The sequence below is a fragment of the Verrucomicrobiia bacterium genome, from assembly GCA_019634635.1.
Taxonomy (GTDB): domain Bacteria; phylum Verrucomicrobiota; class Verrucomicrobiia; order Limisphaerales; family UBA9464; genus UBA9464.
In genome coordinates this window covers 1-21,963 of sequence record JAHCBB010000032.1, presented here as the reverse complement: position 1 = coordinate 21,963, position 21,963 = coordinate 1, and the positions used below count along the sequence as shown (strand labels likewise).

Here is a 21,963-nt window from a genome sequence, read left to right as displayed (position 1 = left end):
TGGTTGGTGTCCAATGCCCCGCGATGCCCGCCCCGTTCGGTCCTCAATTCCTGCGATGGCTGCTGGCGCTGGTCCTGGTGGCCGGCGATCCGTTCGCTGCGGAGGATGCCCCCACGGAGCTGTCGTTCGCGCAGTGGGAGGCCGCGTGCCTGCGACTGCCCATGAATCGCGAGCTCGGCAAACGGCGCCCGCCCCGGGCCGCATTGCCCCTGTCCACGATGGCGCCGCTCAACGCGGCGCTCGACGCCTTCTTTGCCGCAACCACCAACGGTCCCATGGCCTCCGCAAAGGCGTGGGTCGGATCCGTTCCGCGCCGTGACACCTTCTTCAACGTGGGACGCTCCTGGTTCGGTCCAAACCCGATTCCCTTCGAACCCTTTGCCCAGCGACTGAGCCTGGCGCCAGGGGATCGCGTCTTCCTGATGGGCGATCTCCACGGCGACATCCGATCGCTGCTCGCGGTGCTGCGTCGCCTTCAGGAACTCGGATGGCTGGACGGGTTCCGGGTGAGTGCCCCGGGGCGGCATCTGGTCTTCCTGGGGGACTACACCGATCGTGGCCAGTATGGGATCGAGGTGATCTACACCCTGTTGCGTCTGAAGAACGCCAATCCGGGAACGGTGCATCTGGTTCGGGGAAACCATGAAGACCTCAACCTGGTCAGCCGCTACGGATTCCTCGCCGAGGGTGAATGGAAATACGGGCGGTCGTTCGATCCCAATCCCATCCTCCGCGCCTACGACTTCCTGCCCGTGGTGCTCTATGTCGGCACCGGGAACGACTTCATCCAGGCCTGCCATGGCGGCATGGAACCTGGCTTTGATCCCCGGCCCCTGCTGGCCGCCCCTCCCGACCACGCTTTCCGGCTGCTGGGTCCCCTGCGGCAGGCGACGGCCCTGCGGTCGGAGCCTCCGTGGCTGGATCTGGATCCGGCGTCGGCCACCACGGCTGCCCGCGAGTTCCTCGACTTCACTCCGGAGGCACCCACGAGTCCGTCCGTGGTGGGATTCCTGTGGAATGACTTCACCCTGTTCGCCGACGAACCGGCATTCCTGCGCAACCCCGACCGCGCCTACGTTTACGGATCCCGTGCGGTGGCGTCCCTGATGTCCCATGCCAGCCGTGATGGGCCCCGGCTTCGGGCGGTGATCCGCGCCCATCAGCACACGGCCACCCTGAATCCCATGATGCGCCGATTGCTGGCCTCCCGGGGACTGTACCGTCACTGGCAGGAGGAACGGTCCGGTCCGGCGCTCCAGTCCACGGCCGCGGCACTGGCGTCGGCACTCGAGTCGGGGTCGCGTCGGTCCATTCCGGAGCATTCCGTTTGGACGCTGAATGTCTCACCCGACAGCGTGTACGGACTGGGGTGCGGGTTCGGCACCGCGACGTTTGCGGTCCTGAATCTTGACGGAGCCTTCGAAGACTGGCGCCTGGACGTGGAAACCGTGGACGTGGTGCCGCAAAACGGGGAACGCCGGTAGCCGGCCGGTGGAAAGGGTGCCCATCAGGGCGGTGGCGCTCCGGACTGCGAGCCGGCATGACGGATGTCCTTCGCCTCGTAGAGGTACACGACATCCTCGGCGATGTTTTTCGCGTGATCGGCGATCCGTTCGAGGGCTTTGCTGATGGCCATGAGGTTGAGGCTGCGGTTGGTGGTGCCCGGGTCGGTGATCATGCAGCCCGCCAGCTCCCGGTAGAGCTGCTTGTTGAGCGCATCCACTTCGCGATCCCTGGGAATGACCCCGCGGGCCAGGGCGGGATCGCGGGCCACGAAGGCCTGCAGGGCGTCGTTGAGCATGCCTCGGGTGAGCTGGGCCATGCGGGGAAGGTCCACGTACGGCTTCAATTGCGGTTCCTGGCTCAGTTCAATGGAGCGCCGGGCAATGGTGGTGGCCTCGTCCCCCACCCGCTCCAGGTCGCGGGCAATCTTGGTCGTCGTGACGATGAGCCGCAGCTGGGTTGCCAGCGGCGCCTTGGACAGCAGTCGGATCGCCTCTTCGTCAATCGCCTTTTCCAGCTGGTCAATCGCATCGTCCTCCTCGCGGACCCTTCGGGCGGCATCGTCGTCCCGCGCGATCAGGGCGTCCATCGCGCGGGCCACCGAGGCTTCGGCGCGGCTGGCCATGGCGAGCAGGCGCTCCCGAAGGCTTTGAAGTTCCACCTCAAAATGGGTCATCAGAGTGCGGGTCCGGGCGCAGGATCGCGCCGGAGCCCGGACCAACGTCGGGGCTTTGGGAGCCTTTGGAAATCCCCGACATGAAGGATGGGAACGGCGGCCGGCACGCGGGTTCCGGGCCGGGGCGACGCGGCCGTGCTTGGTGCCGCGGGATCACCCCGCTAGGCTTGCCGCCGACGTGATGTTGCCCGAAGAGATCCGGCGCCGGCGGACGTTTGCGATCATTTCGCACCCCGATGCCGGGAAGACGACGCTGACAGAGAAACTGCTGCTGTATGGCGGGGCGGTGCAGCTGGCCGGCTCCGTGACCGCCCGGCGCAACCAGAGGGCCACGACCTCGGACTGGATGGAACTCGAAAAGAAGCGGGGCATTTCCATCAGCTCCACGGTCCTCCAGTTCGAGTACGCCGGCTATTGCGTCAACCTGCTCGACACCCCGGGCCACAAGGATTTCTCCGAAGACACCTACCGGGTGCTGACCGCCGTGGACGCGGTGATCATGGTCATTGATGCAGGCAAGGGGGTGGAGGCGCAGACGCGGAAGCTGTTCGAGGTGTGCGCCCGGCGCGGCGTGCCGATCTTCACATTCATGAACAAGCTGGACCGCCCGGCCCGTGACCCGATCGGCCTGATGGACGAGCTCGAGTCCGTGCTCGGTATTCGTTCGGTTGCGATGAACTGGCCGCTGGGAAGCGGGGCGGAATTTCGCGGGGTGTACGACCGGGTGGCGCGTGAGGTGCATCTGTATGAGCGGACGGCCGGCGGACGCCATCGGGCGGCGGTGCAGGTGACGGGGTTGGACGATCCCCGGGTCGCCGGGGTGCTGGAGCCGGAGGTGTATGCGCAAGTCCGGGAACAGATCGAGATGATCGAGATGGCGGGGGCGGCGTTGGATCCGGAGCAGGTCCTTGCCGGCCGGCTGACCCCGGTGTTTTTCGGATCCGGGGTGAACAACTTCGGGGTGCAGCTGCTGCTCGACAGTTTCCTGCGCCAGTCGCCGCCTCCCCAGGGGCGTCCGGTCCGCCGGATCGCTCCGGCCGACCCCGTCGCGGAGTGACCCGCCTGAGGCCGACGCGGTCCGTGTACATGGGAGTCCCCACGAGCCGGACTCGCGGATGCGCGGACGGTTCGGCAGGAGCCTCGCCCCAGCGGGTAACGGCCTCGCCCCACCAGGGTAGACCCGCAGTCCTTCAGACCGCACATCAGTTCCCCAACCCGGTGGGGCAACGCTCCGCGGAGCCGTCCGCGTGTGGGGTTGCCAAAGGCCCGGCTCGCGGCGACACGTACGGTTCATGGGGAGCCTCACCCCACCTGCGCATATCCCGCGGGGCGGGACCCCCATCGGGACCTGAGGCCTTTCATGCCTTTGTGGGTCTACTTCGTTGAAGGGCGGCGAGAGTCCTCCGGTCCGGGCGGCAGCTCGACACCGATTCAAAGCCGGGGCAGGGTCTCGGGCCGTGACCATTTATGTGATCAACGGTCCGAACCTCAACCTGCTCGGAACCCGCCAGCCGGAAATCTACGGCCGGATAACCCTGCCGGAGATTGAGGCGGGGATGAGGGTCCGCGCCCGGGAACTGGCCGTGGAACTCGAATTCCACCAGAGCAACCACGAGGGGGACCTGGTGGACTGGATCCAGAAGGCCCGGGAGACCGCTGCGGCCGTGGTGCTCAACGCGGCGGCCTACACGCACACGAGCGTCGCCCTTCGGGACGCCATCGCCGCCTCCGGAATCCCCGTGATTGAAGTCCACCTGTCCAACATCCACGCCCGGGAGTCGTTCCGGCACCGCTCGCTCATCGCGCCGGTGTGTCACGGTCAGATTTGCGGCTTCGGGGCCGATTCGTACCGGCTTGGACTGGACGCCGCCGTCTCCGTGGCCCGCTCCGGGGCGTCCGGTTCCCCCGGTTCGTCGTGACCCGGCGTGCTTGCCTCCCGGAGTGGTGATGCCAAGCTCCGCCCGACATGACATCTCCTGTGACCAAACCACGCATCGTTGCCTGGATGAAACCTTCCTGCGGCTGGAGCCAGGGGGTTCGCGCCGTGCTGAACAAATACAACCTGCCCTTCGAGGACCGCGACATCATCAACAACCCGGATTTCTACCAGGAGATGGTCGAAAAGACCGGCCAGATGCTGCAGCCCTCCCTGGAGGTCAACGGTCAGATCCTTGCCGATGTCAGCGGCGAGGAGGTGGAGCGATGGCTGCTCCAGCAGGGTCTCGTCTCGCCCAACAGCACGGTGCCCCCGGTCCCGATCAACCAGCCCTGCGCCCACGAGGTCCCGGGCGCTCCTGCAGACGTCGGGTTTCGTCGTTGACGGCATGGCCGCCGAGGAGTCCCAGCGGCAGCAGCGGCTCCCCGGGGGGTTCCGGATCCGTTCCGCAACGGTGGGCGACACCCCGGTCATCCACCGGTTCATTCATGCTCTGGCTGCCTACGAGCGGCTCTCGCAGGAGTGCGTCGCCACCGAGGAAGGGCTCCGCGCCACCGTGTTTGGCGAGTCTCCTGCCGCCGAGGTGGTGTTGGGGGAATGGGATGGGACGCCGGTGGGCATGGCCCTTTTTTTCACGAATTACTCCACATTCCTGGCCAGGCCGGGGATCTACATGGAGGACCTTTTCGTGCTCCCGGAATTCCGGGGTCGTGGGTTTGGAAAGGCGCTCCTCCTCCACGTGGGCCGGCTGGCGCGGCAGCGCGGATGCGGGCGCTTCGACTGGGCGGTGCTGAAGTGGAACACCCCCAGCATTGAGTTCTACCGATCCCTGGGGGCGGTGCCGCTCGACGAATGGACCGTGATGCGGCTTGCGGGCGATGCCCTGGCCCGTTTGCCTGACCCGGGTGAACCGACGAAATCCTGACGGACCCGCATGACTCCAGAGGCGCATCGTCACCTCGCCCGTGTGGATCCTGTGATGCGCCGGCTCATCCGGAAGGTGGGTCCGTGTCCGCTCAAGCCCGACCGGCGGACCCCGTACGAGGCCCTCGTGTCGGCGGTGGCCCACCAGCAGCTCAATGGCGTCGCAGCAGGCACGATCCTGCGCCGTTTCCGCGCCCTGTTCGACGGACGGGGCTTTCCCAGGCCCGATGCGGTGGCCGCGGTGGCCGATGCGCCGATTCGCGCCGCCGGATTTTCGAGGGCCAAGCTGGCCGCCATCCGCGATTTGAGCGCGCGGGCGATGAATGGACGCCTCCCCTCGCGTCGGGTGCTGGCCCGTTGGGACGATGAACGGATCATCGCCTGTCTCACGGAATGCCGCGGCGTCGGACGCTGGACCGTCGAGATGTTCCTCATGTTCGGGCTGGCACGGCCGGATGTCCTCCCCGTGGACGATTTCGGAGTGCGCAACGGATTTCGGATCGCCTACGGCCGGCCGGAGATGCCGGCACCGGATGCGTTGGCGGCGCACGCGGAGCGGTGGCGTCCGCACCGGACGACCGCCAGTTGGTACCTGTGGCGCGCCGCGGACCTGTCGCGTTGACCGGACTTCCACAGTTCCCGCCTATGGGAATGGACGGAGAGCCTCCGCGGACCGGGGGCGCCCGAATCGCAGGTACAGCGCGGGCAGGATGAGAAGGTCCAGCGGCAGCGAGGTGAGGAGTCCGCACAGGATCACCGTGGCCATCGGGCTCTGAATCTCGCTGCCGGGCCGGCCCGCGCCGAGGGCGAGGGGGATGAGGGCGAGGGCCGCCGCCAGCGCCGTCATGGTGATTGGAGCCAGCCGCTCCAGCGCCCCCTGCGTGACCGCCTCCCGGAAATTCCCCACGCCTTCGCGCCGCTGGAGGTGATGGATGTGGGTCAGGAGCATGATTCCGTTGCGGGTGCTGATCCCGAAGACCGTGATGAAGCCAATCATCGAGGCGACGTTCAGCACGCCGCCGGTCAGGGCGACTCCGGCGACGGCACCGATCAGGCACAGCGGCAGATTCAGCATCACGATCGCGGCGTCCCGGGCGCCTCCCAGCACCGTGGCCAGCAGGAGCACCACTGCCCCGACGACGGCGCCCCCCACCACCAGGAGCCTCCGTTGTGCCGACGCGGCACTCTCAAACTGCCCGCCGAATTCCACCCGGTACCCGGGCAGGGATGCCAGCAGCGGCTCCACCCTCCGGCGCAGATCCTCGACAACTCCGGTGACATCGCGGCCGGCGACGTTGCAGGACACCACCAGCTTGCGCTCGAGTTGCTCGCGACCGATTACGTTGGGCCCGGTGTCCCGTACGAGGTCGGCGAGGGTGGACAGCGGGACATAGGCGCCGCTGGGGGTCCGGACCAGGAGGTCGCCCAGTTCGTCCACGGCCATGGGCATGCCATCGGTCTCCAGACGCAGGGTGAGGTCCACTGCGCGCTGATCCTCCAGGATTCGGGTGACGGTGATTCCCCGGACTGCCGCTTCGAGGGTCCGCGCAACCTCGCGGATTGTGAGCCCGTGACGGGCAAGGGCCGCGCGGTCAAATCGCGCCCGCAGATTGGGGATGTCGGCCTGGGGTTCGACCGAAAGGTCCACCACGCCAGGAACGTCATGGACCGCAGTTTCGACACGGGCGGCGAGGTCACGGAGCGGACGCAGTCCGGGGCCGAAGAGCTTGATGGCAATGGCAGCGCGCGTTCCGGAGAGCATGTGGTCCATCCGGTGCGAGATCGGCTGACCGATCGAAAAACTCATTCCAGGAACCGCGGACAACGACTCCCGGAGGTCTTCCAGAAACGCCTGTTTTGAGCGGCCCCCCGGGCGCAGCGAGACGTCCAATTCCGAGGATTCGACGCCCTGCGCATGTTCATCGCGTTCGGCACGTCCGGTGCGCCGCGTCACCGATGCCACCTCGGGATGTTCCAGCAGGACCCGCTCCGCAAGCTGTGCGATGCGGCCTGATTCGTCGAGGCTCGTTCCCGGGATGGTGACGGCGCTGATGGTGAGCGTGCCTTCATTGAAGTCGGGCAGGAAGCCGCGCCCGAACTGCGGCAGGACCGCCAGCGCCACCACCAGAAGCGCCATCGTCGGGATCGGAACCGCCCACGGGTGATTGAGGACCGGTGTCAGCACCCGGCCGTAGGCCCGTTTCATGGTGCGAACGACCCGGGGTTCATGGGCGGTCTCCACCGCGCGGCTTCGTGGGAGCAGCAGGAGACACAGGGCCGGTGTCACGGTGACGGCGACCAGCAGCGAGGCGCCAAGGGCGGTCAGATAGGCGGTGCCCAGCGGACGCAGCAGCCGCCCCTCGATGCCTTCAAGGAAGAACACGGGAACGAACACGAGTGCAATGATCGCGGTGGCGAAGACGATCGAACTGCGGATCTCGATGCTGGCGTCCAGCACCACCCGCAGCACGGCGCGGCGCGCGGATTCCGGCAGGGCGGTATTCTCCCGCAGCCGCCGGAACACGTTCTCCACGTCAATCACCGCGTCGTCCACCAGCGCCCCGATGGCGATGGCCATGCCGCCGAGGGTCATCGTGTTGATCGTCGCGCCCGACAGGTCGAGCGCCACGACGGCGGCCGCCAGCGACAGGGGAATCGCGACCACGCTGATCACCGTCGCCCGAAGGCTTCCCAGAAATGCGAGGATGACGAGGACCACGAAGAAGATGCCCTCGGACAACGCCTTGCGGACGTTGTCCACCGCCACCTGGATGAAATCCGCCTGCCGAAAAACGTGGCGGTGCAGGGTGACTCCCTCCGGCAACCGGGTCGCGAGATCATCCAGCACCAAGTCCAGGCGGCGGGTGAGCTCCAGTGTATTGGCGCCCGGTTGCTTCTGGAGGCCCAGGACCACCGCCTCGCGGCCATTGAGCGCCGCATCTCCCCGGCGCGGGGCGTTGCCGATGCGCACCCCGCCAAGATCCCCAACCGTCAGGGGCACGCCGTCCAGGGACCGGACCACTGTGGCAGCGATGTCGTTGGACGTACGCATGCGTCCGACGCCGGTGACCAGCCACTCGATGTTCCGCTGGGGGATGACCCCCGCCGGCGCGTTGAGGTTGGCGCTGGCGAGGGCGTCGGCCACCTCGGCCAGGGAAACCCCACGCGCCACGAGCCGGTCCGGCGACAGCGCCACCTGATGCTGCTTCTGGGCGCCCCCGATCGCGATGACTTGCGACACTCCCGGAACCGAAAGCAGGCGGCGACGAATCACCGTTTCGGCATACGTCCGCAATTCGCGGGGCGGCACGGTGTCGGATGTCAGGGCGAGGAACAGGATCTCGCCCATGATGGAGGACGTGGGGGCGATGATCGGACGGTCCACCTCCGCGGGAAGATCCGCCGACGCCAGGGCCACCCGCTCGCTTACCACCTGCCGGGCCGCCCGGAGATCCGTCCCCCAGGCAAACTCGGCCCAGAGGATGGACAATCCGGTGGTCGAAGCCGACCGGACCCGTCGGACGCCCGGCGCGCCATTGATTGAGGTCTCCAACGGGATGGTGACCTGGACCTCAGCCTCATCCGCAGCCATCCCGCCGGCTTCGGTGAGGACGGTGACGGTAGGGGCGGTGAGGTCCGGGAAGACGTCCACGGGCATCCGCAGTGCCGAATTGCCGCCGACGACGAGCAGGACCAGCGCCAGGAAGAGCACGGCGGTCCGGTGGCGCAGCGCCCAATGAATCAGGGAGTCCATGGGGATGGTCAGTGGACATGTCCCTCGGCCGGGACCTCCGTGCTGGCCCCCGAGAGGCGCACGAGGTTGGCACCGGCGACCACCACCCGTTCACCGGACCGAAGTCCCGAAAGGACCTCAACCTGATTGCCGTCGCGGAGCCCCAGCACCAGCTCGCGCCGCTCAAAGGTCTCGCCGGCGACCTGCACAAAGGCGACCGGCTGGCCCCCATCTTCGACGATGGCGGCATCCGGAATCGCCAGGCGCAGGGCGGCGTCCTGGGATGCGAGCAGCGCGTTGAGGTGCTCCCCGATCCGGAAGCGCCCGTCGGGATTCGGCAGCTCGTAGACAAAGGTCACGGTGTGGGTGGAGGCGTCCACCAGCGGACTGGCGAACACCAGCCGGCCGCCCGCCGTCGCCACGGAGAGAAACTCACCCCGGCGTCCGGGCGATTCCAGCAGCGCATCCGGATCCGCACCGAGCCGTTGAACCGCGGACTCCGGAATCCGGGCTTCGATCCGGATGCGTCCGGATTCGAGCAGCGTGAACAACACCTGGTCGGCAGGGACGTACTGACCGGGAGCTGCCGACGGACCCGCGACGACGCGGCCGCTGATGGGGGCACGAAGCTCCTGGAGGGGAATTTCGCCGGCCGGATCGGCACCGGACCGATAGCTGGTCCGTGTCGCGAGCGTGGCTTCCAGGCGTGCGACGGCGGCCTCGTAACCGAGTTGGGCCAGTTCCAGATCCTGACGCGACTCGATACCCAGCTCCACCAGTCGCCGTACGCGATCCAGGTTGCGCCGGGCCTGGGCCACCGAAAGCTTCGCATCCGCGATCTGGCCTTCGATTTCCCCGAGTTTTGCCGTGGCCTCCGAGAACGCCGGACGAAGCCGGCCGAGGATCTGGCCGGCGGTGACGGATTCCCCAAGCGTGGGTGGAATGTCGTTCGAAGGCGACAGGAAGGTTCCGGGAAACGGGGCGGACACGTGGGCGGTGGCCCCGGGCGGGGCGGTCACGGTGCCCGCCGCGCGCACACGTGACACCAGGCGTTGCGGGACCACCGGAGCCGTGCGAATTCCCAGCTGCCACTGGCGTTCCTTGGACACCAGGATGCCTTCAAGGGGGGGCGGTTGCGGGGCGGCTTCAGCGTTCTCGGCATCGGCATGCACCCGAACAGGCCCAAAACTGAGGGTGCTTTTCTGGTCGCGCGAGCCGGCCAGCAACAGGCCCCGCCAGTCGCCGGCTTTCGGGAACACCAACGCGTGCGAATAGACTCCAGGCTGCACGGGGCTGAGATCCGGAGACTCCACCAGGGTGTCGCCCAAGCGGAACTGGTACCGGACGTTCGAGCCCTCCCAAGGGATGCCGGACGGCAGTTTGGAGAGATGTCCGACCAGCTGGGCCGCCTGTCCGGCGACCAGCGGTGGATGTTCCAGATAGAACTCCAGGTCCTCCGAGTGAGCGGTCTGTTGGAGTGCCCCCGGCGGCGGAGGCGGCCCCGAAGCAGGATGGCGATGGCATCCGGCGAACAACACACATAGCGCCAGGCCACACAAGCTGCGAGTGGGACGCCGGATCCGCGGGCGCGAGTTTCGGGGCGGCAGCAAGAAATTCATGGTCAACCAAGCGAGGGAGTGGTCGTCCAACGGCACACACGCAGGGAAGGAGCGCCCGGGACGACATCGGGCGTCGTTTCAAGGGGGGTGTGGACTGCGAATGCTCCCGCCGAAGGACGACGAGCCGCAGATCCTCAAACGCAATTCGGAGGGCGGGCGGGCATCACCACTCTGTGGAGAAAGGTCCACGAGGGGTGCAGATGAGGCGGGGCGGTGCCGGGAGGGGGAGGGCGGTGTCCGCACGAATCGGATGCCGAAACCGGCATCTTGAGACCCATGGCGTCCGCGAGGCTCCAGGCGAGGGATGCGGTTGGGGCCTTGGAGGCTCCCGAGTCGGGCACGGCCCTGAGGCATTGGCCATCGGCCGCATCGTGGGGGTCGTGCTCGTGGGGGGATCCAGGGGTCTCGGAACTGCCCCCCATGCTGGAGTGGCAGGGAGCGTGATGCGCGTGCACCACTCCGGCGTGTTCCAGGAGGACGTGCGACGAGGCCGGCAGCCAGAGGGCTGCGAGCAGCAGGACAACCATGGACCTCAGCACCGGCACCAGTCTTTTTATGGACGCGAACTCACGCGGGCGCAAGGCGTGGTAAGAAGCGGCCAGAGTGTTCATCGGGGTGGAGCGGCTTGAGGGCCAAGCCGGGTGGGGAGAGGCAGAGCCGGTTGAAGAACGGACGCCTCGGAATCAGGGGAGCTGGCGCCACCGCCGGACCAGCGGACGCACGAGCACGTTCCTTGCGGCGGGCGGGATCCCTCGAACCCGGGGATGGCACTGCACTTGCGGCACTTGTGGATCTGCCGCCCCAGCCGGCAAAAATTGCAGGAGTGTTGCCTCCGGACCGGTGGCGACTGTGGCAAAAGAGGTTGGGATTCTGCCAAGGCACGGCTGGCTCCCGGATGCTCGTTCAGCGACGCTCGGGCCGAATTCCCTCCTGCCATGTCTGTCGCGAATCCCACCCCTCCTGGGGGTCCTCAACCGACCTCGGAACCGGCTCCCACCACGGCACCTGGCGGCTACATCCTGTGGTTCTCGGAGATCTCCATTCAGGATGTGCCCATCGTGGGCGGAAAGAATGCGTCGCTGGGCGAAATGTACAGGGAACTGGTGCCGCGCGGGGTGAGGGTTCCGGATGGGTTTGCCGTGACCGCTGCGGCGTATCGTGACTTTCTTCGATCGGGTGATCTCGACCGCATCGTGCACCAACAGCTCGCGGAATTGGATACGGCGGACATCCCCGACCTTCGGCGCCGGGGCGCGGCCATCCGCCACGCCATCCTCACGGCTCCGATGCCGCCGGCCCTCGAGTCGGCAATTCTCAACGCCTACCAGCGGTTCGAATCGCCCGACGGTCTTCCGGCGGACGTCGCGGTGCGGAGCAGCGCGACGGCGGAGGACCTCCCGGACGCCAGCTTTGCCGGACAGCAGGAATCCTACCTCAACGTGCAGGGCCATCGCGCCCTGCTGGACACCTGCCGCCGTTGCTTCGCGTCGCTCTTTACCGACCGCGCCATTAGCTACCGGGTGGACAAGGGATTCGAGCACTCCAAGGTGGCGCTCTCGATCGGTGTCCAGCGCATGGTGCGGTCCGACCTGGCCGCTTCGGGCGTGATGTTCACCCTCGACCCCGAAACCGGGTTTCGCGACGCGGTGCTCATCAATGCCGCATACGGCCTCGGCGAGAACGTGGTGCAGGGGGCGGTCAACCCCGACGAATATCACGTCTTCAAGACCACCCTTCGGACCGGGTTCCGTCCGATCCTCAAGAAGCTGGCCGGATCCAAGGAGTTCAAGCTGATCTACGACATTGGGGGCGGGCGCATGGTCAGGAATGTGCCGGTGCCGCCGGGCGACCGGATCCGGTTTGCGCTCGACGATGACGAAATTCTGCAGCTGGCCCGATGGGGGTGCGAAATCGAGGACCACTACGCGGCACGTCGCGGCCGGCCCTCGCCCATGGACATCGAGTGGGCGAAGGACGGCCGGACCGGCGAGTTGTTCATCCTGCAGGCGCGTCCGGAGACCGTCCAGTCACAGCGGCCGGCCGGGGCCATCGAAAGCTTCCGTCTCAAGGAACGCGGGCGGGTGCTGGTGAGCGGACGGAGTATTGGCGAGCGGATCGCCACCGGACCGGTGCGGATCCTTCGGGGGGTCCAGCAGCTCGGAGAGTTCCGCGAAGGGGAGATTCTGGTCTCGGACCGTACCGACCCGGATTGGGAGCCGGTGATGAAGAAGGCGGCGGCCATCGTCACCAACCGGGGCGGACGCACGTGCCATGCGGCCATCGTCAGTCGCGAACTCGGGGTGCCGGCGATCGTGGGCACCGGCACCGCAACCGAGGTGCTGCAGAATGGACAGCCGGTCACCGTGAGTTGTGCGGAGGGAGACACCGGATTCGTGTACGATGGGCCGCTGGCGTATGAAATCGAACGGCGGGAGCCAGCGGCCGCCGCGCGCCCGCGGACCCGCGTCATGATGAACGTCGGGAATCCCGAGGAGTCCTTCGGGCTGTCGCAACTGCCCAGCGACGGGGTCGGGCTCGCCCGTGAGGAATTCATCATTTCCAACAGCATCCGCATCCACCCGCTGGCCCTGGTGAATTATGCATCCCTGGAAGCGGGTCCCATAAAAGAGCAGGTGGACGCGCTGACGGCGGGGTACACGGACAAGCCGGCCTATTTCGTGGACCGGCTCGCGCAAGGCGTCGCAATGATTGCCGCGGCGTTTTACCCGAGGGACGTCATCCTGCGCCTCAGCGATTTCAAGACCAACGAGTATGCCAACCTGATCGGCGGCATGCCGTACGAGCCCACGGAGGAGAATCCCATGCTCGGCTTCCGCGGCGCGAGCCGGTACGACCATCCGCGCTACCAGGCGGGATTCGCGCTGGAGTGTCGGGCGGTGCGACAGGTCCGGGAGGTGATGGGGTTGAGCAACCTCAAGCTCATGATTCCGTTCTGCCGCACCGTGGAGGAGGGGCGGCGGGTGCTCGCGGCGATGGCAACGCACGGCCTGCGGCGTGGCGAGAACGGGCTGGAGGTGTACGTGATGTGCGAGATCCCCAGCAATGTGATCCTTGCGGAGGAGTTCGCGGAACTCTTTGACGGGTTCAGCATCGGATCCAATGACCTGACCCAGTTGATCCTGGGCGTGGACCGGGACAGCGAGATCGTGGCGCCCCTCTTTGACGAGCGAAACGCGGCCGTGCAGCGGATGATTGCGCAGGTGATCGCCGCCTGTCGCCGGAAGGGGCGCAAGATCGGCATCTGCGGCCAGGCGCCGAGTGATTACCCGGAGTTTGCCAGGTTTCTGGTGGCGCAGGGCATTGACAGCATCTCGTTGAATCCCGACACGGTGCTGAAGACCACGCAGGTGATTCTCGACGAGGAACGGCGGCTCGGCATGGCTGGCCGGGCCTGAGGCCGCGCGTCCCGGGAACGCCAGGCCTGCGCACCCCCCACGCCGCCAGAGCGAATCCCCGGGCGCCCCTCGGATCGGCGCCATTGTCCGGTCCGGCCGGGAAACCGTCGTTGACCCGGGTCCGATCGTTTGATAGCTCCCCAACGCGTTCGGGTTGCTGCAACCCGCAGGGCCGGCGTCGGGCACGGCGCCGCCGAACGTTCGCATGTCCCCATCGGATTCCCCGTCCTCCAATCCCCCCGACGCACTGCGGCATCTGGGTTTTGATCTGCTGCACGCCGACCTGCGCTATCTCATGGAGGCGTTCGCGGCAACGCTGGAGCGAATCGGTGAGGCGGCACTGGCCGCCCGGCTCCCGTGGTGCGGCGGGGAGGGGCCGCCAGCCGGCAGGGCACACGGAGTGAACGGGCGCGCGCTGGGGCAGGCGTACTCGATCGCCTTTCAATTGCTGAACATCGTGGAGGAGCGCGCCGCCGCGCAGGTGCGGCGGTTGCGGGAGAAGGAGCTGGGCCCGGCGGCGGAGAAGGGACTTTGGGCGGACAATTTGCGGCAGATGCGGCGGGAGCTGGGTGAGTCCGGATTGCTCGGAGTGCTCGCCTCGGTGCGCGTGGAGCCGGTGCTCACGGCGCATCCGACGGAGGCGAAGCGCGAGACCGTGCGTGAGCGCCACGGTGAGCTCTACCGCCTGATGAACCGCCGCGAGAATGCGGCGTACACACCGCGGGAGCAGGAGCGCCTTCGCCGGTTGATCACCGTCGAACTCGAAAGCCTGTGGCGAACCGGCGAGATCCATGTCACGCGGCCCAGCATCGAGGCGGAGCTCCAAAATGCGTTGCACTACCTTCGGGAGGTTTTTCCGGAGGCATTGGCCCGGGCCCATGTTCATTTGCGGGAGGCTTGGGAGGCGGAGGGTCTCGACGCCGCCCGTCTGGACGCCCTGCCGCCGCTCATGCGGTTCGGCACCTGGATCGGCGGGGACCGCGATGGCCACCCGTTCGTGACCGCGGAGGTCACCCGCGAGGCGCTCCTCGCGCTGCGCCACAATGCACTGCGCGTGCAGCGGCGCGGCCTTGAGGCGCTGGGGCACCATCTCCCATTGAGCGTTCTCTTCCAGAAGGTGCCTGAGGCGCTGATCGCGCAGCGCGATCGTCTCGCCGGCGAACTGGACGGCGCTCCCGGGGTCGCCGTGGACTTCATTCGCGAGCGCAACAAGGAGGAGCCCTGGCGGGAGGTGGCGTTCCTGATGCGCGCGAAGGTGCTCCTGGCCATGGAACATCCGGATGCCGCAGCGGCGTATCAGCAGCCGGAAGCGCTTCTTGCCGACCTCGAAATGCTGGCGGCCTCGCTGGAGGACGTCGGAGGTCATGCGCTGGTTCCACAGTGGATCGTGCCCTTGCGGCGCCAGATCCGTGCGTTTGGATTCCATTCCGCCAGTCTCGATGTCCGCCAGAACTCCGCCTTTCATGAGAAGGCCCTGGCGCAGTTGTTGGCGGCGGCCGGTATGCCAGACGGCGCCGATTTTGCCGCCTGGCCGCTGGAGCGGCGCCGGGAATTGCTGGAGCGGGAGCTGCAATCACCGCGCCCCTTCCTGGCCCCGGGGATGAGTGCCGGAGCGGAGGCCGACGCCGTGATCGCCTGCCACCGCGTGCTTGCGGAGTACCGTGCACGCCATGGCGGCGCGGGACTGGGCGCGCTCATCGTCTCCATGACGCGCCACGTGGAGGATTTGCTGACCGTGTATCTCCTGGCACGCGAGGCCGGTCTTGCGACGTGGACGGAGAAGGGACTGATCTGTCCGATGCCCGTGACGCCCCTGTTCGAGACCATTGCCGACCTTGAGGCGGGCCCTGCGATCAGTGAGGCCTTCCTGAGTCACCCGGTGACCCGCCGGGGACTTGTCGGGGCGGCCGATCCGCCCTCGTTTCAAATGATGGTGGGCTATTCCGATTCCAACAAGGACTGCGGAATCCTGGCCAGCCAGTGGGCCATTCATCGTGCGCAGGACCGGCTGGCGGCACTGGCGGAGCGCCACGGACTGCGTCCGGTTTTTTTCCACGGTCGCGGCGGCACCGTGGGGCGTGGAGCGGGGCCGACGCATTGGTTCATGGAGGCCATGCCCCATGGTGCCCTCAGCGGCCATTTGCGCATGACCGAGCAGGGAGAGACGATTGCGCAAAAGTACGCCCACATGAATTCGGCAGTGTACAATGTCGAGCTGCTGATTGCCTCGGCGGCGTCCACCACCGCACGGCACCGGCGGGGTCCCGCACCCAGTGAATCCCTGGCGCCGGTGATGGACCGGCTGGCGGAATGGAGTCGCGAGGCCTATCGGGGTTTGCTTCAGCAGGAGGGCTTCATGACCTTTTTCCGGTTGGCGACCCCGATTGACGCGCTGGAAAACGCACGCATTGGGTCACGCCCGGCCCGGCGCACCGGTCAGGCCGCACTGGAGGATCTTCGGGCCATTCCCTGGGTGTTTTCCTGGACCCAGTCCCGGTTCTACCTGCCCGGGTGGTTTGGAGCGGGAAGTGCGCTCGACCGCCTGCGCCGGACGGACGGCGACCTTTGGGAAGCGCTGTCCGGCCGGTTCCGGCGGAATCCGTTTCTGCGTTACGTGCTGACGAACATCGAGAGTTCGCTGGTCAGTGTGAACCTCGACTGGGTCAACGCCTACGCCGGTCTGGTGGCGGACACGGAAGTTCGGGAGCGTTTCCTGGGAATCATCCTGGCCGAGTTCGCATGCACCCGGGCGATGCTTGACGCGGTTTTTCAGCGCCCCTTCAAGGAGCGCCGGCCCCGGCTGGCCTTCACCTTGGAGCTGCGCGAGCCGCCGCTGCACGTCCTGCACCGTCAGCAGATTGACCTCCTCCGATCATGGCGGGAGCACCTGGCCGCCCGGGATCAGGCCGGCGCGGATGCACTGATTCCGGACCTGCTGGTCTCGATCAACGCGCTGGCCTCGGGATTGCGCACGACCGGCTGAGGGGCTTGTTTATCGCCGGGAGAAATTAACCTGCTTTCCCGTCTCCAAAATTGCTAGCGTTACATTGTGGGACCGGATTCGTGTCAATTTCAATTTCGGGTCGGATTCGGAACTCGCGGATGCTGAAACGGGCTGAATACCCAAATCCGTTCCGCAGAATCGTTCTCGTTTCATAGGCTGCCCAGCAGCCTACCCTCGCACCCCACGGCGCTCACCCTCGCTTGCCGAAGCAACACAATCCAGCTCGCCCGAAATTGAATTGGGTAGAGCAGGAGGTGACGTATCTGAACCGATTTCTGTGGCAATACATCAGAAGACTCCACCGGGCTTGCTGATAGTTGCCCTGTCCCTTGGCATCCCTTGGCATCCTCTCTCTCTTCAGGATGCACGGCTCATTCCATCCATCAGTAGTTGGCAGTTGACACCGCCCGAATCGCGAGTTTCGCTTTTAACAAGGCTCGGAACAGCGGAATCGAATCTCCTTCTCCCGGTGAAGCGTGAACGACCAAACTCCTACCGGTTAATGCGCGAAAACTTGCGCCGTGCTGTTGCCAATGCAGGTGGTGTTCTTGGACCACGATCCGCAGCCCTCTTGCGGCAGACCGGTGCCGCACGGGCACGAGACGCGCGCGCGCCGGTAGGAGGAGTTGGTGGAGACGCGACAGTCCGCCGGCCCGGAACGACCCGCCACCATCATGGCGGACCACGGGCCAACCAGGGTCGCCGACGGTTCCTCGCCCTGCGCGCAAACCGGCGCACGACGGACACCCTACTTTGGTTTCCCGCCCGCCGCAGCGTCCGGGCGTCCTACAGCACCGCGTGTGGGGCGGAGTACACCGAAGTCACCCTCTGAATCAAATCACCTGCGATGAATGCGACACCGAATCTGACTGAACGTCTTCCCCGATCCTGGTTCTGGTTGCCCGCCATTCTAGGGATCCTCACCTCGCTCACCGGCACGGGCGGCACCGGAACCAATACGCAAGCACTGTCCGTGGCCTCCACCTGGCAGTTGCCGGTCGAGGTGAAAGCCACCTGTTTCGCGCTCAGCCCGGATGCCGGCAGTCTCGCCCTCATGCATACCAACGGCTACGTGGAGATCTGGGGCACGGCGGCCCGTCTGCCGCAACGGAGAATCGCTGTCCAGACGCTACCGATAACTTCGTTCTTCCGGCAATCGCTGGCGTTTTCGCCCGACGGTCAATGGCTGGCTATTCTGAGCGGCGGACCGCTCCGACTTGTCCCCGTATCGGGTGCTACCAACGAGCTCCTAGTCGGCGACGCCCGCGACAGTGTCACGCACATCAAGTTTAGCGCCGACAGCCGGCACGTGCTGGTGTGCGGCAAAGCTGAATACGTGGTAAGCCTGCCGGAGGGGAAACCCGTCGGCACACTTACCACAAGCGGAACCAGCGTGCCCAAGCTGACGCCGCATCGGCCACTAGCCCGATTCGGCAAGCCTTCGCGGCCGATTCGAACTTCCACGTCAGCGCTTTCACCGGATGGGTCGGAAGTAGCGCTGGGGCAAGAACACTTGGAGGTGGAACGTTGGGATGTCGCCAGCGGGCAATGCCTGGGTTACGCGAGCCTTGATGTGACGGGAATGCCACTGGAACAAAGTCCTGTTTCGGTGCTCAACTACTCCTCTCGCAACAAGCAACTGGTCGCCGTGTTGAATGGAAGCCAATGGGACGTGGTCCTCGTGGAACCTGACGGCAAATGGCGGACGCTCCTGCACCAAACGCCGTGGGGTCAACTTCAGACGAGTCCTCGCCGGGCCATCATCGACGCGTTTTTCACGCCCGATGGCCGGGAAGTTGTGGTGCTCGCGGAAAAGCTGGCCGAGGACAAACCTGGGTCGCCCTTCGTAAGAGCGGTCGGCCCCGAGGTGCTCTTTCTCGACAGCGTCACCGGGGCGGTAACACGGCGGCTGGACAGCGCCGAGGCCTGTTTCTTCGGCCAGGCTTGGATCTCGGCGGACGGACTGCAGCTGACGTTGCTCCGGCGCCACTATTCCAAGGTGCCTCGAACCTTCGCCGAATGGAATAGACTGCGCACGGATCATGCGGACTTGGCAGCCGCATTGTTGACCGTATCACTCGACCGTGAACCCAAGCCTGGCAATCCGTGAATCCCAGACTGCCACCTCGAAACCAATGAAGGCCCGGAATCCACTCGCGATTGCCAAGCCCTGAAGGGTGCCCTGTTTGATTGGTCTCGGCCAGGGCTAGGGAGGCAATGGGGTCTGATCTGTACAAATGACAATTTGGGCGCGACGAGGCCGGCAACCCATCTGGGACCCTGTTCCCTCGAGAGTCGCACGCACCGAAGCGGTTGACGGGCCTGGGCGACTGGTAGCTCGTCGGGGTGCATCGTCTCTCAACCGGTCACTTCAACACGCTCCACTCTCGGCGAATTGGGAAATGTAGGCAGTACAGACTCCGCGGATCGCTGCGCGACCGCGCGGTCGCCCACCTGGTCCGTGAACCGATTCGCGGGCAGCGGCGCAGGGCTGCCCGTTTGGCGATCCTTCACTGGACGGTGCGGGGAAGACGGTGACGCAGCCATGGTCCCGGCTTCCGGCCAGACGGCGGTGCTCTTCCCTCAGGCCCGGCAAGGCGCCCCGGGGGCCGCCCGGATGGATTCGGTTGAAAGATCCGGGCGCCTCGGACGAATCTCTCAACATGAGGCCCCCGCGTGACCCTGTGGCCAACGCCGATGCCAATGCCGTCGCCGTGGATCCGGCGGCGACACGCTCCAGCCTGGTCCGGCGCCTCGGGGACTGGGGCGACGACGGGGGATGGCAGGAGTTCTTCGACACCTACTGGAAGCTGATCTACTCGGTGGCCGTCCGGGCCGGGCTGTCCGATGCCGAGGCCCGCGACGTGGTGCAGGACACGGTGGTGGCGGTGGCACGGCGGATGAAGGCCGGCGGATACGACCGGGCGAAAGGCTCGTTCAAGAACTGGCTGTGCCTCATCGCCCGCCGCCGGATCATTGACCATTTCCGGCGCCGGACCGATCCCGCGCTCCGGGCCCCATCCGGGTCGGACGACGATCCCGACCGGACCGACCTCCTCGCCCGGGTGCCAGACCCGGCGGGGGGCGATCTGGACCGGGTGTGGGAGGAGGAATGGCGACGGAACCTGCTCGACGCCGCCCTGGACCGGGTCCGTCGGGACGTCTCGCCCAAGCAGTTCCAGATCTACGACCTTTCCGTGCTCCGCGGGATGCCATTGGGGGAGGTGGGCCGCCTCCTCAAGGTCAACGCCGCCCAGGTGTACCTAGCCCGGCACCGGGTGGGACGCCTCCTTCGGGCCGAGGTGGCCCGGTTGGAATCCCGGGCGGAGGAGTCCCCCGTTCCGACATGATCCGCCGCCTGTTCCATCGTCTGCACAACTGGCTCGTCCCGGTGGTGCCGCGCCGGTATCCGGTCACCGGGGGACGCAATCCCCACGCGGTCCGACGTCGGATCCGCCGGAACATCCGGCGTCTGCTCCACGTCCCCCAGCCCCTGCGGGGCGGGAGCAGCGTGTGAACGTCCCCGACCCCGATCCGACGATGCCTCCCGATCCCGAACGGCCCAGGCGGAGGGTTCCATGGGCGGACCGGGTGTCCTCGTCCCTGGCGGACGGGGGCGACCCGGCGGTGCGGGCACCGGTGGCGGTGCCCGATCACGTCATGATCCGGTGCATCGGGCGGGGGGCGTATGGGGAGGTCTGGCTGGCGCGGAACACCCTGGGCCCGTATCGGGCGGTGAAGGTGCTGCACCAGGCGGCATTCGGCGACGACCGGCCCTTCGAGCGGGAGTTTGCGGGGATCCAGCGGTTCGAGCCGGTTTCCCGGAGCCACGAGAGCCAGCTCAACATCCTCCATGTCGGCAGGGGAACGGACCATTTCTACTACGTGATGGAGCTGGCCGACGACGCGGGGCAGGGCACCGCGATTGACGAGTCCAGCGACACGCCGGGTTCACCCCATTTTATGTCAGATTTTATGCAAATATCCCATCAAAAACAGCGTTTCCTCTTCCCAGTCTCGTGACTATGTGCTGTGACTGTGGGTGTCGAAAGGATTGCCATGGCCAGCCTCTTCAAACGCCCTACCTCCCAGTACTGGTTTGCCTGCTATCGTACCCGATCGGGGCGCCAGATCCGCAAATCCACCAAGCTCACCGACAAGGTGGCAGCCTTGAGGATCGCCGATGAATGGGAGCGAGTGGAATCCATGGCAAGGAACGGCATGGCGGCGGTCTCGCAGTTCCAGAAGGTGGTGAGCCAGGTGTCGAAGGAAGTGATCGGGGAAGACGAACGCATTACTGCTTGATCCAGGCAATACTTGGTAAGTGATCAAAATTCAATTAAATTCATGAATAGAATTATCGCATGCGCTTGCCTTCTTCTGTGTGGCAATTCAATTTATTCTCAACCGATCACTAACAGCGCGGTGCTGGCGCGTCTTGATCTGGATAACAATGGGGTTGCGGAAGCAACCTTCCAAGTGGAGGCTTCACTTCATTCAGAAACTCCTGAAACGTGGAGAGTCGGAATGGGACTGATTCCCGTGCACACTTCTCGAGTTCTTCGGCGCAACCGCGACCGCATTTCCTTCGACAATGGTGATTTGATTGGCCCGGCATCCCTAGCAGTCACTAATGTGCACGAAACCCCTCCGTTTCCTCCGAGTCTTACCTATTCCCTTCCGTTCTTGATCTATTCGGCTGTTTTCTTGGGCGAATGGTCCTATCAATCTTTGCCGAATTCTACATTTGTAGCAGAGAGTGAGGTCCTGGTGGGATTTCGATTCGGCTTGGCCGACGGGTTCCACTATGGCTGGCTATGCTTCGTACGAGAAGTTGCCGATGACCACACAGCCTTCAAGCTGGATTCATTCAATTTTCATCCGATACCTCAAGAGAGTATTAAGGCGGGTCAATCGCCACCGCTACCATCAATAACTGCCAGCGAAATTGATGGTCAGATCGAATTGGTATGGGATGCACGATGGGGAGATTTGGTTCTCGAATCGACAACAAGCTTGTGGAGCGGTGGTCCTTGGCAGGTGCTGGACCACTCAACTGGAGGACCAGTGTATTTCTCCGAAGACGGGGATGTGCGCTTTTTCAGACTGCGTTATCCGTGAAGCCGTCGTACAGGAATGTGGGGATCCAGAG

The 21,963-nt window shown here is 65.8% G+C and carries 17 protein-coding genes; 14 read left to right on the top strand and 3 right to left on the bottom strand.

The window, feature by feature from the left end; genetic code table 11:
* Positions 1 to 23 precede the first annotated feature (23 nt).
* The gene (locus KF791_17030; GenBank protein ID MBX3734282.1) at positions 24 to 1,484 is read left to right on the top strand and encodes a serine/threonine protein phosphatase; all 1,461 of its coding nucleotides are present in this window, start codon (positions 24 to 26) and stop codon (positions 1,482 to 1,484) included.
* 23 nt (positions 1,485 to 1,507) lie between these two features.
* Here KF791_17030 and phoU read toward each other — a convergent pair whose 3' ends face one another.
* Complete coding sequence (gene phoU / locus KF791_17025; protein ID MBX3734281.1) at positions 1,508 to 2,182, bottom strand: phosphate signaling complex protein PhoU; 675 nt, start codon at positions 2,180 to 2,182, stop codon at positions 1,508 to 1,510.
* A gap of 178 nt (positions 2,183 to 2,360) precedes the next feature.
* On the opposite strand from phoU, the gene KF791_17020 reads away from it, so the two are divergent.
* The 5 genes from KF791_17020 to KF791_17000 all read left to right on the top strand — a co-directional run bounded on the left by KF791_17020 (position 2,361) and on the right by KF791_17000 (position 5,661).
* On the top strand, positions 2,361 to 3,236 hold the full coding sequence (locus KF791_17020) for a GTP-binding protein (GenBank protein ID MBX3734280.1): 876 nt from the start codon (positions 2,361 to 2,363) through the stop codon (positions 3,234 to 3,236).
* A 400-nt stretch (positions 3,237 to 3,636) separates the two neighbouring features.
* Positions 3,637 to 4,098 (top strand): type II 3-dehydroquinate dehydratase, encoded by a 462-nt coding sequence (gene aroQ, locus KF791_17015; GenBank protein ID MBX3734279.1) that lies wholly within the window; start codon positions 3,637 to 3,639, stop codon positions 4,096 to 4,098.
* Positions 4,099 to 4,145: 47 nt separating this feature from the next.
* Positions 4,146 to 4,499, top strand: a complete 354-nt coding sequence (locus KF791_17010; GenBank protein ID MBX3734278.1) for a glutaredoxin — start codon at positions 4,146 to 4,148, stop codon at positions 4,497 to 4,499.
* A 4-nt stretch (positions 4,500 to 4,503) separates the two neighbouring features.
* Positions 4,504 to 5,040: a GNAT family N-acetyltransferase gene (locus tag KF791_17005; protein ID MBX3734277.1), complete on the top strand. Its 537-nt coding sequence runs from the start codon at positions 4,504 to 4,506 to the stop codon at positions 5,038 to 5,040.
* Positions 5,041 to 5,049: 9 nt separating this feature from the next.
* Positions 5,050 to 5,661 carry a DNA-3-methyladenine glycosylase 2 family protein gene (locus KF791_17000; protein MBX3734276.1) on the top strand — a complete coding sequence of 204 codons (612 nt, stop codon included), beginning with the start codon at positions 5,050 to 5,052 and terminating at the stop codon, positions 5,659 to 5,661.
* 21 nt (positions 5,662 to 5,682) lie between these two features.
* Here the strand turns inward: KF791_17000 and KF791_16995 are convergent, their stop codons facing one another.
* On the bottom strand, positions 5,683 to 8,793 hold the full coding sequence (locus tag KF791_16995) for an efflux RND transporter permease subunit (GenBank protein ID MBX3734275.1): 3,111 nt from the start codon (positions 8,791 to 8,793) through the stop codon (positions 5,683 to 5,685).
* A gap of 8 nt (positions 8,794 to 8,801) precedes the next feature.
* Entirely contained in the window at positions 8,802 to 10,391 is a 1,590-nt protein-coding gene (locus tag KF791_16990; GenBank protein MBX3734274.1) for an efflux RND transporter periplasmic adaptor subunit, read from the bottom strand.
* A 935-nt stretch (positions 10,392 to 11,326) separates the two neighbouring features.
* On the opposite strand from KF791_16990, the gene ppsA reads away from it, so the two are divergent.
* From ppsA to KF791_16950, 8 genes are all read left to right on the top strand, one after another.
* On the top strand, positions 11,327 to 13,807 hold the full coding sequence (gene ppsA / locus KF791_16985; protein ID MBX3734273.1) for a phosphoenolpyruvate synthase: 2,481 nt from the start codon (positions 11,327 to 11,329) through the stop codon (positions 13,805 to 13,807).
* A gap of 205 nt (positions 13,808 to 14,012) precedes the next feature.
* Entirely contained in the window at positions 14,013 to 16,790 is a 2,778-nt protein-coding gene (locus KF791_16980) for a phosphoenolpyruvate carboxylase (GenBank protein MBX3734272.1), read from the top strand.
* Between the two features lie 868 nt (positions 16,791 to 17,658).
* Entirely contained in the window at positions 17,659 to 18,921 is a 1,263-nt protein-coding gene (locus KF791_16975) for a hypothetical protein (GenBank protein ID MBX3734271.1), read from the top strand.
* A 553-nt stretch (positions 18,922 to 19,474) separates the two neighbouring features.
* Positions 19,475 to 20,161: a sigma-70 family RNA polymerase sigma factor gene (locus tag KF791_16970; GenBank protein ID MBX3734270.1), complete on the top strand. Its 687-nt coding sequence runs from the start codon at positions 19,475 to 19,477 to the stop codon at positions 20,159 to 20,161.
* A complete protein-coding gene (locus tag KF791_16965) occupies positions 20,158 to 20,328 on the top strand; it encodes a hypothetical protein (GenBank protein ID MBX3734269.1) in 171 nt (56 codons plus the stop codon). Before KF791_16970 ends, KF791_16965 begins: the two co-directional genes overlap by 4 nt.
* A gap of 74 nt (positions 20,329 to 20,402) precedes the next feature.
* Positions 20,403 to 20,834 carry a hypothetical protein gene (locus tag KF791_16960; protein MBX3734268.1) on the top strand — a complete coding sequence of 144 codons (432 nt, stop codon included), beginning with the start codon at positions 20,403 to 20,405 and terminating at the stop codon, positions 20,832 to 20,834.
* A 36-nt stretch (positions 20,835 to 20,870) separates the two neighbouring features.
* Complete coding sequence (locus tag KF791_16955; protein MBX3734267.1) at positions 20,871 to 21,116, top strand: hypothetical protein; 246 nt, start codon at positions 20,871 to 20,873, stop codon at positions 21,114 to 21,116.
* A gap of 42 nt (positions 21,117 to 21,158) precedes the next feature.
* On the top strand, positions 21,159 to 21,932 hold the full coding sequence (locus KF791_16950) for a hypothetical protein (GenBank protein MBX3734266.1): 774 nt from the start codon (positions 21,159 to 21,161) through the stop codon (positions 21,930 to 21,932).
* Positions 21,933 to 21,963 lie beyond the last annotated feature (31 nt).

Excerpts from the sequence above, each read along its gene's own strand:
- KF791_16980 (MBX3734272.1), top strand. The coding sequence starts at position 14,013 with ATGTCCCCATCGGATTCCCCGTCCTCCAATCCCCCCGACGCACTGCGG.
- KF791_16950 (MBX3734266.1), top strand. The coding sequence starts at position 21,159 with ATGAATAGAATTATCGCATGCGCTTGCCTTCTTCTGTGTGGCAATTCA.
- KF791_17000 (MBX3734276.1), top strand. The coding sequence starts at position 5,050 with ATGACTCCAGAGGCGCATCGTCACCTCGCCCGTGTGGATCCTGTGATG.
- ppsA (MBX3734273.1), top strand. The coding sequence starts at position 11,327 with ATGTCTGTCGCGAATCCCACCCCTCCTGGGGGTCCTCAACCGACCTCG.
- KF791_17030 (MBX3734282.1), top strand. The coding sequence starts at position 24 with ATGCCCGCCCCGTTCGGTCCTCAATTCCTGCGATGGCTGCTGGCGCTG.
- KF791_16965 (MBX3734269.1), top strand. The coding sequence starts at position 20,158 with ATGATCCGCCGCCTGTTCCATCGTCTGCACAACTGGCTCGTCCCGGTG.
- KF791_16955 (MBX3734267.1), top strand. The coding sequence starts at position 20,871 with ATGGCCAGCCTCTTCAAACGCCCTACCTCCCAGTACTGGTTTGCCTGC.
- KF791_16990 (MBX3734274.1), bottom strand. The coding sequence starts at position 10,391 with ATGAATTTCTTGCTGCCGCCCCGAAACTCGCGCCCGCGGATCCGGCGT.
- KF791_16975 (MBX3734271.1), top strand. The coding sequence starts at position 17,659 with ATGAATGCGACACCGAATCTGACTGAACGTCTTCCCCGATCCTGGTTC.
- KF791_17010 (MBX3734278.1), top strand. The coding sequence starts at position 4,146 with ATGACATCTCCTGTGACCAAACCACGCATCGTTGCCTGGATGAAACCT.
- KF791_17005 (MBX3734277.1), top strand. The coding sequence starts at position 4,504 with ATGGCCGCCGAGGAGTCCCAGCGGCAGCAGCGGCTCCCCGGGGGGTTC.
- KF791_16995 (MBX3734275.1), bottom strand. The coding sequence starts at position 8,793 with ATGGACTCCCTGATTCATTGGGCGCTGCGCCACCGGACCGCCGTGCTC.
- KF791_17020 (MBX3734280.1), top strand. The coding sequence starts at position 2,361 with ATGTTGCCCGAAGAGATCCGGCGCCGGCGGACGTTTGCGATCATTTCG.
- KF791_16970 (MBX3734270.1), top strand. The coding sequence starts at position 19,475 with ATGAGGCCCCCGCGTGACCCTGTGGCCAACGCCGATGCCAATGCCGTC.